Origin of the sequence: Pseudomonas sp. UBA6310 (assembly GCF_002438225.1) — a bacterium.
Lineage (GTDB): Bacteria > Pseudomonadota > Gammaproteobacteria > Pseudomonadales > Pseudomonadaceae > Pseudomonas_O > Pseudomonas_O kuykendallii.
Genome location: NZ_DJTK01000081.1, coordinates 49,188 through 63,143, shown reverse-complemented (window position 1 = coordinate 63,143; position 13,956 = coordinate 49,188). Strand labels below are relative to the sequence as shown.

The 13,956-nt window shown below is 50.8% G+C and carries 10 protein-coding genes and 1 pseudogene; 8 read left to right on the top strand and 3 right to left on the bottom strand.

Annotated features, from left to right (window positions below; all coding sequences use genetic code 11):
- Positions 1–13: 13 nt before the first annotated feature.
- The 3 genes from B3E91_RS19715 (at position 14) to B3E91_RS19705 (ending at position 4,216) form a co-directional block, all read left to right on the top strand.
- Positions 14–1,615, top strand: a complete 1,602-nt coding sequence (locus B3E91_RS19715; RefSeq protein ID WP_287031093.1) for a recombinase family protein — start codon at positions 14–16, stop codon at positions 1,613–1,615.
- A 290-nt stretch (positions 1,616–1,905) separates the two neighbouring features.
- Entirely contained in the window at positions 1,906–2,319 is a 414-nt protein-coding gene (locus B3E91_RS19710) for a hypothetical protein (RefSeq protein WP_287031092.1), read from the top strand.
- 1 nt (position 2,320) lies between these two features.
- A complete protein-coding gene (locus B3E91_RS19705) occupies positions 2,321–4,216 on the top strand; it encodes a relaxase/mobilization nuclease domain-containing protein (protein ID WP_287031091.1) in 1,896 nt (631 codons plus the stop codon).
- A 24-nt stretch (positions 4,217–4,240) separates the two neighbouring features.
- Here the strand turns inward: B3E91_RS19705 and B3E91_RS19700 are convergent, their stop codons facing one another.
- Both B3E91_RS19700 and B3E91_RS19695 read right to left on the bottom strand, forming a co-directional pair.
- Entirely contained in the window at positions 4,241–4,795 is a 555-nt protein-coding gene (locus tag B3E91_RS19700) for a hypothetical protein (RefSeq protein WP_287031090.1), read from the bottom strand.
- 19 nt (positions 4,796–4,814) lie between these two features.
- Positions 4,815–5,690, bottom strand: a complete 876-nt coding sequence (locus B3E91_RS19695; RefSeq protein WP_133213480.1) for a hypothetical protein — start codon at positions 5,688–5,690, stop codon at positions 4,815–4,817.
- A gap of 571 nt (positions 5,691–6,261) precedes the next feature.
- Here B3E91_RS19695 and B3E91_RS19690 point away from each other — a divergent pair.
- Complete coding sequence (locus B3E91_RS19690) at positions 6,262–6,885, top strand: hypothetical protein (protein WP_287031089.1); 624 nt, start codon at positions 6,262–6,264, stop codon at positions 6,883–6,885.
- Between the two features lie 71 nt (positions 6,886–6,956).
- Here the strand turns inward: B3E91_RS19690 and B3E91_RS19685 are convergent.
- A pseudogene (locus B3E91_RS19685) lies at positions 6,957–7,190 on the bottom strand (radical SAM protein); the annotation flags it as partial.
- Positions 7,191–7,367: 177 nt separating this feature from the next.
- Here B3E91_RS19685 and B3E91_RS19680 point away from each other — a divergent pair.
- The 4 genes from B3E91_RS19680 (at position 7,368) to B3E91_RS19665 (ending at position 13,944) form a co-directional block, all read left to right on the top strand.
- The gene (locus tag B3E91_RS19680) at positions 7,368–8,456 is read left to right on the top strand and encodes an efflux RND transporter periplasmic adaptor subunit (protein WP_287031088.1); all 1,089 of its coding nucleotides are present in this window, start codon (positions 7,368–7,370) and stop codon (positions 8,454–8,456) included.
- Positions 8,453–9,526, top strand: a complete 1,074-nt coding sequence (locus tag B3E91_RS19675; protein WP_090224525.1) for an efflux RND transporter periplasmic adaptor subunit — start codon at positions 8,453–8,455, stop codon at positions 9,524–9,526. Before B3E91_RS19680 ends, B3E91_RS19675 begins: the two co-directional genes overlap by 4 nt.
- Positions 9,523–12,624, top strand: a complete 3,102-nt coding sequence (locus B3E91_RS19670; RefSeq protein ID WP_287031087.1) for an efflux RND transporter permease subunit — start codon at positions 9,523–9,525, stop codon at positions 12,622–12,624. Before B3E91_RS19675 ends, B3E91_RS19670 begins: the two co-directional genes overlap by 4 nt.
- Before the next feature lie 198 nt (positions 12,625–12,822).
- Positions 12,823–13,944: a mechanosensitive ion channel family protein gene (locus B3E91_RS19665; protein WP_287031135.1), complete on the top strand. Its 1,122-nt coding sequence runs from the start codon at positions 12,823–12,825 to the stop codon at positions 13,942–13,944.
- The last annotated feature ends 12 nt before the right edge of the window (positions 13,945–13,956 follow it).

Here is a 13,956-nt window from a genome sequence, read left to right as displayed (position 1 = left end):
GATTGGTTAAAAAATGACCAAAAAGTGCTTTCCTTATGTTCGTTTCTCATCTACCCGCCAGGAAGATGGATCAACGAGAACACGCCAAAATGAGCTTATAGAGGCGTTTGTGGCCAAGCACGGCTTGGAAGTGGATCGACACCTTGAAGACGCTGGAACGTCTGCTTTTCACGGTAAACACGCTGGTTCCGATGGTGTGCTTGGTCAGTTTCTCAAAGAGGTAAGGAAAGGAGAAATTGAAAAAGGTTCTTATCTACTTATAGAGAACTTTGACCGATTATCACGGGATAAAATCGTTCGTAGTAATAAGATTTTTACTGACCTTTTATTTTCAGGCATCAAGATTGTCATTCTTGATAAGAATAAAATTTATGATGCCGATAATCTTGATTTTGGTGATTGGATTACTGCTCTTGTTGAATTTGAAAGGGCTAACGCAGAAAGTCAGCGTAAAAGCGATTTTTCAAGCAAGGCTTGGAAACTCAATAGAGATAAGATGCACAATGGTGAAATCGTCACTAAAAAAGTTCCTACTTGGCTAAAAGTAGAAAACAACACATTCATCATTGATGAAGTGAAAATTGACAGAATAAGAACACTTTTCAGGCTTTCACTTTCCAAAGGCTTACAGGAAGCAACTAAAGAATATAATTCACTTTATGGTGAAAAACTTGCTATTCATCAGGCTCAATATCTATTGAGCAATAGAAAATTGATTGGTGAGCATCAGCCCCAAAAAATTCATTACAACGAAAATGGTCGGCTCATTAGAAAAGATGAAGGAAATCCGATTCCAAATTATTACCCACAGGTAATAGATGAAGATTTGTTTTTAAAGGTTCAGTCAGTCATCACATCAAGAAAACCATTTTCAGGTAGATATTCAGCCCAAAGATATAATGTTTTCCGTGATTTAATTTTTTGCCGTTTTTGTGGCGGAACTATTCGCTATATGAACAAAGGCGAAAGAGATTATTTTATTTGCACAAACTCGATGACAGGCAAATGCGGGTTAAAAGGCCAGCAATCAATTCGTGGTAATAAAGTATTTGGCCGTTTCTTTAAATTCACTAATGGCATCAATATTGGAACTCTATTAGAAGAAAATACCAATGCCGATGAAATCAAAAATGAATTGATGAAATTGGAGAACCAAAAAACCAAAATATCTAATCGTCTTGATGGTTTTAAATCTCAAATCAAAAAGATGATTATGGAAGGTGAAACCATTCCAGAAACATACAATGAGATTATTGTTGATTTAGAAAACAGCATCATAAAATATGATGATGAAATTGAAATCAAAAACAAAGAACTCGACAAGATTATTTCTTCATTCAGGTCATTCTATGATTTACAAGGAATTGATATTGAAAAAATTATCTATGACAAATCACAAGAAGCAATTGAAAAACGAGTTCAATACAACAATGAACTAAAAAACATCATCAAGAAAATCCAGATTGATTACTTGAATGATATTTTACATGTAGAGTTTTCCAATGGTGTTAATCGCCACATTCTCAATGATGAATTGGCAAATGAATACAACAAAGATGAAATAGAAAATTCTTGGGCTAGCGTAGTTAAATCTATTGCCCAAAGAACTAATTAACCAGTTTTATTTTCAGTTATCCAAGGCCACTATTTAGTGGCCTTTTTTGTTTCCTGATATACGCCTTTTGTTTTCATTATTCCTGTTATCAATTTAAATGGCAGTCCACGCCACTTGAAAACATTAAAATATATGATACAACATTTATATGGCATTCTAATTATATGCGAGCAATAACAATGGAGTGCCACTTCGTGGACTTCCATTGTTGCTCGATTTTCTTCACTTCGTTTAGAAAATGGTAAAGCGGAAAGACTGCCACAATTAAGATAACAATTTAAGGTGATTATATGAGTGATTTATTTCCAGTTAAGGAGAAGAAAAAAGCAAACAGAAGTAAAAGTTCTACCATAACAATTAGAACAACAGAAAAGACAGCAGCAGCTTTCCAAGAATTAAAAATTAAAACCGGCTTAACCTATGAGCAGTTGATTGAAAAAATAATTACAGAAGGCTTTGGCTTGATTGTTGAAATCAATAGTGAGTCTTTAAAAAAGATATATGAGGCATTCGAAAAGAAAATATCAGAGCCATACAATAATCTTAATCAAATAGCCAAGCATCTTAATAGCAATGAATCCATCCCAGAAAAAAATTGGCAAACATTGGAGTCGATTGACACAACATTCAAAAAAATAAATACATACCTTCGTGAACAACATAGATATGTAAGGATAGAAAAGAACATCAACAACAAGGAGTAATATGATAAGAAAGAAAGCCAGCAGCCAAAAAACAAAAAGAGGAATTAAGAGAACAGCCAATTACATTCTTAAAGATAAAGGCTGCTGCCTTTATGAAGCCAGTTTTATTCATAGACCAAACATCATCAAAGACGATTTAGTAAATAGATTATCAAGTGAAATTGATGATGATGTTAATTTTTACAACAACAATAGAAAACAAGGTTCTACCCAGCAAGTAAGAACATATCACGATATAGTAAGTTTTCACACTAATGATGATATGAACCCACAAAAGGCATTACAGATTGCAAAAGAACTTTATGAAAAAACTCATAATCTCAGCAATCGCAAATACTTGATGGCTGTTCATAATGACACAGATGAAATGCACGTCCATATCATTTGGTCAGTTAGAGATAACAACGGAAAGACTTACAAGCAAAAAGATGATTATCGCATCATTGAAATTGAATGCGATAAGTTAGAAGATAAACACAAATTGATTAAGCCAAAAAATAGAAAAGCAACATCTAAAAATAAAAATGACATTGAAAAACTTCCATCTACTAATGAAAGAATGCTTGATGTTAGAGGTATAGTTTCTAATAAGCAGAAAATGAAAGACGCTTTAAAGCCTTATCTTGATAATGCTTCCAGTCCTTCCGACTTTATCAACCAAATAACCGAAAATGGCTTTAATGTTATTCATAATGGGAAATCATCTTTCTCCATTCAACTCGATGACCAAATATTCAAAGCATCAGAACTAAACCTTTCTTACAAGACCTTAAAAGCAAAACTTGGAGAAGATGAAGAGTTTGAAAATACTCTATCCAAAAAACATCAGGTAAAAAAACAAGCCGAAGATTGCTTTTTATTATCCAGTGATACAAAGCCTGATTTTATGAATAGGGTAAACCCTAAATCAGTGTTAAGCACGAAATTCAAATATGAACAACACAATGACAAGGTTGAATATTTCTACAACACATACAACAGCAAAAAGTCTTTTGAATACTATAAAGACCCTTCAAAAGTCTTATTTAATGACACATCAAGACAATCAGCAAAAGCAGGTTTACAAAGATTGCTTGCTGATTCAAACCCACCAAGCACCTTTACAGTGAGTGGCGGAAACCATTTTAAGAAGAATATATGGCTTGAATTTCAATTGATGGGATTGGAAGCCAAAGGCTTTAAATTAGAAGGTTATCAACCTAAACCAGCCGATTTAGAAGAATTGAAGAAAATCCAAGAGCAATACGCTTCAATGAATAAAAAGGTTGAACCTAAACAACCAGAAATGGCCATAGAAGCCACTAAACCAGTTTTCCCTATACCTACCCAGGAAAAACCTAAACCACTTCAAAACGCACCAGAGAAGCCACCAGTTGAAGAGGTTGACCCCGTTCGCAAGCAATTTAATGACTTGTTGAGCAGTATAACCCCTGCAATGCTTTGCGTTGCTCATAAAGCACTTACATGTAAATCTTGTTTTGGTTCTAATTTTGAGAATGCACCAGAGCAAAAGATTGAAGATTTCCGCCGTGTTAATCGTGAATTACCACAATTTAAAGAAGAATTTTCAAAAGAAATTGAAGAGAAAAAAGCCTTTCTTGAAAATCAATTCAGTTTTCAGCGTAGATATAATAACTACCAACAAGAAAAAAGAATTGAAGAAGAAAGAAATAAACCAGTTCAACCAGTTCAACCAGTTCAACCAGTTGAAAAACCTATTCAACCTGAACCAGTTAAAAAACAAAATTCAACTGAATTTGGAAATTCCAATTCTTATGATGAATTTATTAGAAGAATGGAAGAACAAGAGAAATTGAAGAGAGAAGCACAAGCAAGAAATGAACAAGAGAAAGAAAAAAAGCAGAAATCAAGGAAAACAAACAGATATACACCTTAATAACAAAAGCCCATCAGGGCTTTGTTATTTACCATCGTAAATCTTTATATCCTGATATGATTTTGCGAAACCATTTGCAGCATTACCAAAGGTTTGATTTAAACAAGCATTCCCAACCGCAGGCGTTTTAAATATCAGTTCTGTTTTAATTCCACTCAAACTTGTATCTGAAACCACGCACCCACCTGATGCTTTTGAGATGTTCATTGTGCAAACATTTGCAGTATAAACACAATCAAAGCCAGTATTGCTTAAATAATAATCCTTACCGCTTTCAAGTATTGTCTCAACAATCATCATATTCGGATATGTGTATATTTTCGATGATTTGTTCGCAGAGTAGAAACCTTTATATGTGATTACATCTTCAAAGAATGAGAGTTGACTGACAAGATTTCTTTGAGGCGTTTCAGGCTCTGGCGGAGTTGTTTCAGTGATGCCAGTAAAAACTATTGAGCGATTAGGAAGATGCCCACCACCATCTATTTCAAGTGGTATTTGAACCCTAAACGCAGCATTCGCAGAGAATGCTGTAATCATCATTGTTGCTGCTAATATTGCTTTAATTTCATTCTTCATATAGTCCTTATGTTGTTAATTAAAATGGTAATTCTTCATCACAGATAGATGATTCATCAGTATTGCTTTTAGGTTTTTCTGCAACCGTTGGTAAAAAACCTTTTCTTACTTTTTCAAACTCAACCAAATAACCAGTTAATTCCCTACCTTCCTTGATAGGCTCAACAGATTTCAAGAACTCTATTTTAATTAGTTCTTCGTGAGCTTTCTTTATATACTCATATGTTTTTGTCTTTGTTGAAAAATTGCTTTGCAATCTATCTAATATGTCGGAAATCTTAAATCTAACACTATCAGCGTAGTGATTAGTTAGATAGAACATATATAGAACCCTTGCATAATCCCCTTCAATTTCTTTGAACTTATCGAACTTAAAATTAAAGATTAGGTCAGTGTCGTGCTTGTAAAAATTCTCAAATTCTTTATTGAATGTAATGACTGTATTTTCTTTATCATTAGCATCTTCAACGATATTATTCAGCAAATGACACTTGTAAGTAATAGAGTCATATCTAAATTCAAGATAAAATTTCATCATATTCTTTAATGACTTTCTTAACTTCTCTATATACACCTTTTTATTGCTTGGGTGGACTTTATGAAATTTCATAAAGTGCTTCATATTTATTGTGAATGTGAGCTTGTCTGACTTCAATTTCTTTTGAAGAATGTAATAGAAAACATCAAAATCGAAATTCACAGACAAAGGTATAAAGTCCATTTCAACATCTTCATAAGAATAGAATTTGTCTATTTTTATAGTTACCCTTTCTTTCTTTGAGTTCTTTACAGATTGAAAAATTGGAAGATGAAGGATTGACTTTGCAAAAGTCATATACTTGTCTTGTGCATAAATACTTTTTGAAGTTTGAAATTGATTAAATATTAAATCCATAGGGCATCCTTTTGTTGATTATATACATATATCAAACCATAGATTTTATATAAGTCAATAGAACTACGCGGGGAGTATTCGAATAGCACTATAATGCTACATATTACGCGGGGAGTATTTTACATATAATGCGGGGAGTATTTACATATTACGCGGGGAGTATCTGCATATTACGCGGGGAGTATTGGTTGTTTTTTTGGCTTAAAATCAGCATAAATCAGTGCCCTTAAATACTCTTAAATACTTTTATTGAATTCGAATATGTTTTTTTGATTTCAGCAGAGCACGCCCTAACGGGCTAAAACCACTGGAATAAGCGAACGAAGTTCGCAGATTTGAGAAGCGAAGCGAAGCAAATCATAAAACGAAGTTTTTCAGTGCGTTTTGCATAATGGTTATTTACAGATAATTACATATTACGCGGGGAGTATTTAATACAAACCCTAGAAAATCCGGTGCATAGAGCCACCCATATATCTCCTGAAAATATATTTAAAAAGTTCCTCCGACTTTCTTGACATTATATATTTATATGGGAAAATATAAGTAAGAGAATAAGAAAGAGGAATATATGAGTGAAGATAATAGAAAGTTTGATAAGTATGTTGGTGAAATAAACGACCTTTTAGTTTCTTATGTCAATAAAGAAACTGCTTATGATGTTTGTAGTGTGTATTTGATTGATGATTATGACGCTTATTTGTCAATCATTGAAAAGGTAAAAGAGATTGAAAGCAAGTATTCATTTGCTAGAAAAATCTCTTTTATTGAAGTGCCTAGTAAAACCTTCGCAAAGATAAACGCAACGAATTTCCCATCATTTAAACTTATTAAGTCAAAGAAGTGCTCTGCTCTTCTTCTTAATAGTTATGTGAGTGAAAACCCTAATCTTGCAGAAATTTTCACAATGGAAAATGTGAGTGCAGGGAAAATCAAATTATATGAGAAGGTTTTCCAAGATTGTCTTTATCTCTCATATAAAGATTATGCGACTAAAGAAACAGTAATAATCAAAAGAAATATTGGAATTGGAACTGTAATTTTCTCCAATAATCATTTTGCTACTGAAAGAAAAGCAACAATGATGAGAATTGATAGAAAAGAAAATCAGCCAAATGTCATCAAATACAGGGATTGGTATTTGTTAGAAATGGACGATGACATTCAACAATTGGTCAATATGGTTGATTGCTGATACTGGTCATTTAGAACGCTTGAACGAGTTCAACCGTCCTAAAAGACCTTGATGGAACCTTTTACAGAGCATATCCAGCCGTGCTCGCACCCGCGGTAGGGGTTCACCGAGCGCTCGAAGCCTACATCCGGCGAGCGGTTGTAGCTGATCACCGTCTTCGCCCGTTCGCTGCGAACCTCCGTGGCACGGCTGGGCGGCACGTCCTCCTCGTACCAGTCGCTGGGCTCGGCCTCGCTGCGGGTCGGCGCGAAACGGTTGTGCGGATTGCTGGCGGTTCCACGACCACGCGGCGGAAGAACACTCATGCTCGGCCCCTCGATAACTGTTCATGCATACAGTATTTAAGCGGATTAGCGCAGCCGCCGCAGCTGCCGTTCGGCAGTCAATCGCCGCGAGGGGCCATCGCCGGCGACCCGGAACCCCCGACGAACGGCGCAGTCGCATATCAACGAACGCCCGTTCGATTCGTGCAAGGAATTCGCATGCCCGCCCGCCGTCCCCTCCTCCCGTTGCGTTGCCTGTACGCCCTGCTCGCGCTCGCCCTGCTGGGCGGTTGCGGCGACGACGCCCCGCGCGAGGCGCAGAAGCCGCGGGTCTACGTGCAGCAGGTGGAGGTCGTGCCGCACGAGGCCAACGCCACGCTGACCGGCGACGTACAGGCCCGCGTGCAGACGCAGCTGTCGTTCCGGGTCGGCGGCAAGATCATCGAACGGCGGGTGGAGGTCGGCGATTCGGTCACCGCCAACCAGGTGCTCGCCCGGCTCGATCCCCAGGATCAGCGCAACAACGTGAGCGCCGCCGAGGCCGCGGTGGAGGCCGAAAAAGCCCGCCTGAAGCAGGCCGAGGCCGACCTCTGGCGCCAGCAGAAGCTGCTGCCCAAGGGCTACACCAGCCGCAGCGAGTACGACTCCGCGCTCGCCGCGCAGCGCAGCGCGAAGAACTCCCTGGCCGCCGCCGAGGCGCAGTTGGCCAGCGCTCGCGAGCAGTTGTCCTACACCGACCTGGTGGCCGAGGCGAATGGCGTGATCACCGAGCGCCAGGCCGAGGTCGGCCAGGTGGTCCAGGCGACCGCGCCGATCTTCGGCCTGGCCCGCGACGGCGAGCGGGACGCGGTGTTCAACGTCTACGAATCGCTGGTCGCGCCGGAAGACGAAGTCGTCGAGGTGGCGCTGCTCGACGACCCCGGCGTGAAGGCCCGCGGACGCGTGCGCGAAGTGACGCCGACGGTGTCCGCGCAGAGCGGCACGGTGCAGGTGAAGATCGCCCTGGAGGACGTGCCGGACGGCATGCCGCTGGGGGCGGCGGTGACCGCGCGGATCACCGCCGGCGAGCAGAGCAGCGTGGTGCTGCCCTGGGCCGCCCTGACCAAGAAGGAAAGCCAGCCGGCGGTGTGGCGGGTCGGCCCCGACGACAAGGTCGATCTGCAGGCGGTGAAGGTGTCGCGCTACGCCACCGGCGAGGTGGTGATCGCCGACGGCCTGCAATCCGGCGCGCGGGTGGTGATCGCCGGCGGCCAGTTGCTGCATCCGGGCCAGCAGGTGGAGATCGCCGAACAGGAGCAGAAGCCATGAGCGCACGCCTGTTGGCCGGGCTGCTCGCCGGCCTCGCCCTCGCCGGTTGCGGCAACGACGAGCCGGCGCCGGCAGCGGTGCGCCCGGTGCTCTACAGCGAGGTCCAGGCACAGGCCGAGCAGAGCCTCGGGCGCTTCGCCGGGATTATCCAGGCGCGCTACGAAACCACGCTGGGCTTTCGCGTCGGCGGGCGCATCGCCCAGCGCCTGGTGGACGTCGGCACCGAAGTGAAGGCAGGCACCCGGCTGGCGACCCTAGACCCCACCGACCAGCAGAACGAGTTGCGCGCCAGCCAGGGCGAACTGGCGCGCAGCGAAGCGCAATGGATCAACGCCCAGGCCAACGCGCGCCGGCAGCAGGAGCTGTTCGACCGCGGCGTCGGCGCCAAGGCGACCCTCGAACAGGCGCAGACCGAGCTCAAGACCCTCGCGGCGGCGCGCGACCAGGCCGCGTCCCGCGTGCAGCAGTCCAGCGATCGCCTCGGCTACAGCACGCTGAGCAGCGACTACGACGGCGTTGTCACCGCCTGGCACGCCGAAGCCGGGCAGGTGGTGGCCGCCGGGCAGGAAGTCGTGACCCTGGCGCGCCCCGACGTGAAGGAAGCGGTGTTCGACCTGCCGGCCAACCTCGCCGACGCGTTGAGCCCCGACCTGCGCTTCGAGGTCGCCGCACAACTCGACCCGGACGCGCGCACCACCGGCACCCTGCGCGAGATCGAACCGCAGGCGGATTCCGCCACCCGCACCCGCCGCGTGCGCCTGACCCTGGCCGACACGCCGCCGGCGTTCCTGCTCGGCACCGCGGTCAGCGTGACCCTGCAGCAGAAGGTCGCGCCGCGCAGCCAGCTGCCGCTCAGCGCCCTGCAGGAAGTCGATGGCAAGACCCGCGTCTGGGTGATCGACCGGCAGAGCATGACCGTGGCGCCGCGCGAGGTGACGCTGCTCGCTCGCGACGAGCGCAGCATCACCGTGGATGGCCAGTTGCAGCCCGGCGAGCGGGTGGTGATCGCCGGCCTCAGCGAACTCAAGCCCGGACAGGCCGTGAAGATGGACGAGGGCGTACAGCCATGACGGACCGCGACGACAAGCACGACGACGCCCGCAGCGGCGGCTTCAACCTCTCGGAATGGGCGCTGCGCCACCAGTCGTTCGTCTGGTACCTGATGTTCGTCGGCCTGCTGATGGGGTTGTTCTCCTACAAGAACCTCGGCCGCGAGGAAGACCCGTCCTTCACCATCAAGACCATGGTGATCCAGACCCGCTGGCCCGGCGCCACGGTGGACGAAACGCTCAACCAGGTCACCGACCGCATCGAGAAGAAGCTCGAGGAGCTCGACTCGCTGGACTACGTGAAGAGCTACACGCGACCGGGCGAGTCCACCATCATGGTGTTCCTGCGCGATACCACCGACGCCGAGGACATCCCGCAAATCTGGTACCAGGTGCGCAAGAAGGTCGACGACATCCGCGGCGAGTTTCCCCAGGGCATCCAGGGCCCGGCGTTCAACGACGAGTTCGGCGACGTGTACGGCTCGATCTACGCCTTCACCGCCGACGGCCTGAGCTTCCGCCAGCTGCGCGACTACGTCGAACGGGTGCGCGCGGAAATCCGCAGCGTCGACAACCTCGGCAAGGTGGAGATGGTCGGCGCCCAGGACGAGGTGATCTACCTAGATTTCTCCACCCGCAAGCTGGCCGCCCTCGGCATCGACCAGGCCCAGGTGATGCAGAGCCTGCAAGCGCAGAACGCGGTGACGCCGTCCGGCGTGATCGAGGCCGGGCCGGAGCGCATTTCCGTGCGCACCAGCGGCCAGTTCGCCTCGGAGAAGGACCTGGAGCAGGTCAACCTGCGCCTCGACGACCGCTTCTACCGGCTCTCCGACATCGCGCAGATCCGCCGCGGCTACGTCGACCCGCCGCAGATGCTGTTCCGCTACGACGGCAAGCCGGCCATCGGCCTGGCCATCGCGATGAAGGACGGCGGCAACATCCAGGTGTTCGGCAAGGCGCTGCACGAGAAGATGGACGCGCTGAGCGCCGAGTTGCCACTGGGCGTCGGCGTGCACAAGGTGTCCGACCAGGCCGAGGTGGTCGAGGAAGCCGTCGGCGGCTTCACCCGCGCGCTGTTCGAGGCGGTGGTGATCGTGCTGATCGTCAGCTTCGTCAGCCTCGGCGTGCGCGCCGGGCTGGTGGTGGCCTGCTCGATCCCGCTGGTGCTGGCGATGGTCTTCGTGTTCATGGAATACAGCGGCATCACCATGCAGCGGATTTCCCTCGGTGCGCTGATCATCGCCCTCGGCCTGCTGGTGGACGATGCGATGATCACCGTGGAGATGATGGTCACGCGCCTGGAGGAAGGCGATTCGCTGAAGGACGCGGCAACCTTCGCCTACACCTCCACCGCGTTCCCGATGCTCACCGGCACCCTGGTCACCGTCGCCGGCTTCGTGCCCATCGGCCTCAACGCCAGCTCGGCCGGCGAATACACCTTCACCCTGTTCGCGGTGATCGCCGTGGCGCTGCTGGTGTCCTGGGTGGTGGCGGTGTTCTTCGCCCCGGTGATCGCGGTTCACATCCTCAAGAAGAACCTCAAGTCCACGTCGGACGAGCCCGGCCGCATCGCCCGCACCTTCGACCGCGGCCTGCTTCTCGCCATGCGCCACCGCTGGTGGACCATCGGCCTGACCCTGCTGCTGTTCGCCGCCTCGCTGTTCGGCATGCGCTTCGTGCAGAACCAGTTCTTCCCCTCCTCCGACCGCCCGGAAGTGCTGGTCGACCTCAACCTGCCGCAAGGCGCCTCGATCAACGAGACGCGCCTGCAGGTCGACCGCCTGGAAGCGACGCTCAAGGACGACCCGGACATCGCCCGCTGGAGCACCTACATCGGCCAGGGTGCATTGCGTTTCTACCTGCCGCTGGACCAGCAGTTGCAGAACCCCTTCTATGCGCAGCTGGTGATCGTCAGCAAGGACCTGGAAGCACGCGGCCGGCTGATGGAAAAACTCCGCCAGCGCCTGCGCCAGGACTTCGTCGGCATCGGCAGCTTCGTCCAGCCGCTGGAGATGGGCCCGCCGGTGGGGCGGCCGATCCAGTACCGAATCAGCGGCAAGGACATCGACCAGGTGCGCAAGCACGCCCTCGACCTCGCCGGCCTGCTCGACGCCAACCCGAACATCGGCGAGATCGTTTACGACTGGAGCGAACCGGGCAAGGTGCTACGCATCGACGTGGCTCAGGACAAGGCGCGCCAGCTCGGGCTGTCCTCCGAGGACGTGGCGAACATCATGAACGGCGTGGTCACCGGCGCCAGCGTCACCCAGGTGAAGGACGACATCTACCTGATCAACGTGATCGGCCGCGCCGAGGACGCCGAGCGCGGCTCGCCGGAAACCCTGGAAAACCTGCAGATCGTCAACGCCAGCGGCGTGTCGATTCCCCTGCGCGCCTTCGCCACCCTCAGCTACGAGCTGGAGCAGCCGCTGGTCTGGCGCCGCGACCGCAAGCCGACGATCACCATCAAGGCGGCGGTCAACGGCGAGATCCAGCCGACCGACCTGGTCACCGAGCTGAAGCCGGCGATCGACGAATTCGCCAGCAAGCTGCCCGACGGCTACCGCGTGGCCACCGGTGGCACGGTGGAAGAAAGCGGCAAGGCGCAGGGGCCGATCGCCAAGGTTCTGCCGCTGATGCTGTTCCTCATGGCGACCTTCCTGATGATCCAGCTGCACAGCGTGCAGAAGCTGTTCCTGGTGATCAGCGTGGCGCCGCTGGGGCTGATCGGCGTGGTCCTGGCGCTGGTGCCGACCGGCACGCCGCTGGGCTTCGTGGCGATCCTCGGGGTGCTGGCGCTGATCGGCATCATCATCCGCAACTCGGTGATCCTGGTGACCCAGATCGACGCCTTCGAGCGCGCCGGCTATTCGCCCTGGCGCGCGGTGATCGAGGCCACCGAGCACCGCCGCCGGCCGATCCTGCTGACCGCCGCCGCAGCCAGCCTGGGGATGATCCCGATCGCCCGCGAGGTGTTCTGGGGGCCGATGGCCTACGCCATGATCGGCGGCATCTTCAGCGCGACGCTGCTGACCCTGCTATTCCTCCCGGCGCTGTACGTCGCCTGGTACCGGATTCGCGAAGACGACGCCGACCAGGAGCCCGCGAAAACCACCTGACCTCGCGACGCCGAGCGTTCGCCCTCCTCCGGCGAACGCTCTGGCACGGCCCTCTCGCCGAACTCTGCCGGCGCAATGCCGGTCCACTCCGGGTGAACGGGCCGGGGCGGCGTTTCATTCGCGGCCGCGCCTGCGCCTGATCGGCGGCGCGATGAAGCGCCGCCAGACCCTGACGACGGAGGAACGCTGCGGATGCCGATCGACTGGAAAGACTACGTCTCCGATCCCTGGCTGCAATTGCTGATCGCCGCGCTGGTACTGATGGTCGTCGTGAGCGTCGCCGCGCGCATCGCGGTGGCCGTGCTGAAGCGGGTGGCGAAGCACTTTTCCTTCGCGCGGATTCTGCTCGATCACGTCGAGCAGCCGCTGCTCACGGTGGTGCCGTTGCTGGCGTTGCAGGGCCTGCTCGGCTCCGCCAGCGACGCGCTGCTGTGGATCAACGGGCTGCGCCACCTGACCACGCTGGCGCTGATCGCGGCGATCACCTGGTTCTTCATGGGCTGCGTGCGCGCGGTCGAGCAGAGCATCCTGATCAAGCACCCGCTGGACATCCGCGACAACCTCAACGCCCGCCGCATTCAAACCCAGACCCGCGTGCTGGTGCGCACGCTGTGGTTCCTGGTGCTGCTGTTCGGGGTCTCGGCGATGCTGATGACCTTTCCGCCGGTGCGCCAGATCGGCACCACCATCCTCGCCTCCGCCGGCCTCATCGGCCTGGCCGCCGGTCTCGCCGCCAAGCCGGTGCTGGGCAACCTGATCGCCGGCTTGCAGATCGCCGTGACCCAGCCGATCCGCATGGACGACGTGGTCATCGTCGAAGGCGAATGGGGCCGCATCGAGGAGATCACCGGCACCTACGTGGTGGTGCGCATCTGGGACGACCGGCGCATGGTGCTGCCGCTGCAGTGGTTCATCGAGAACCCGTTCCAGAACTGGACGCGCAAGGACGCCAGCATCCTCGGCTCGGTGTTTCTCTGGGTCGACTACCTGATTCCGCTGGAGCCCCTGCGCAGCGAGCTGCAGCGCCTGTGCGAGGAAATCCCGCACCTGTGGGACGGCCGGGTGAGCGTCCTGCAAGTTACCGACACCTCGGAAAAGGCCATGCAGTTGCGCATCCTGGTCAGCTCGCCGGACGCCTCGCTGAACTTCGATGCGCGCTGCTACGTGCGCGAAAAACTGATCGCCTTCATCGGCCGCGAGTTTCCGCAGTCCCTGCCGCAGCTGCGCACCGACATCCACAGCGACCTGGACCGCGGCAAGCCCACGCCCTCCCCCGAACACGCGCCGCCCACCGAGCCGGACCGGCAGCCGCCGGTCTAGGCGCCGCGCCGC

Coding starts and splice junctions, on each gene's coding strand:
- B3E91_RS19715 (WP_287031093.1), top strand. CDS start 14: ATGACCAAAAAGTGCTTTCCTTATGTTCGTTTCTCATCTACCCGCCAG.
- B3E91_RS19710 (WP_287031092.1), top strand. CDS start 1,906: ATGAGTGATTTATTTCCAGTTAAGGAGAAGAAAAAAGCAAACAGAAGT.
- B3E91_RS19705 (WP_287031091.1), top strand. CDS start 2,321: ATGATAAGAAAGAAAGCCAGCAGCCAAAAAACAAAAAGAGGAATTAAG.
- B3E91_RS19700 (WP_287031090.1), bottom strand. CDS start 4,795: ATGAAGAATGAAATTAAAGCAATATTAGCAGCAACAATGATGATTACA.
- B3E91_RS19695 (WP_133213480.1), bottom strand. CDS start 5,690: ATGGATTTAATATTTAATCAATTTCAAACTTCAAAAAGTATTTATGCA.
- B3E91_RS19690 (WP_287031089.1), top strand. CDS start 6,262: ATGAGTGAAGATAATAGAAAGTTTGATAAGTATGTTGGTGAAATAAAC.
- B3E91_RS19680 (WP_287031088.1), top strand. CDS start 7,368: ATGCCCGCCCGCCGTCCCCTCCTCCCGTTGCGTTGCCTGTACGCCCTG.
- B3E91_RS19675 (WP_090224525.1), top strand. CDS start 8,453: ATGAGCGCACGCCTGTTGGCCGGGCTGCTCGCCGGCCTCGCCCTCGCC.
- B3E91_RS19670 (WP_287031087.1), top strand. CDS start 9,523: ATGACGGACCGCGACGACAAGCACGACGACGCCCGCAGCGGCGGCTTC.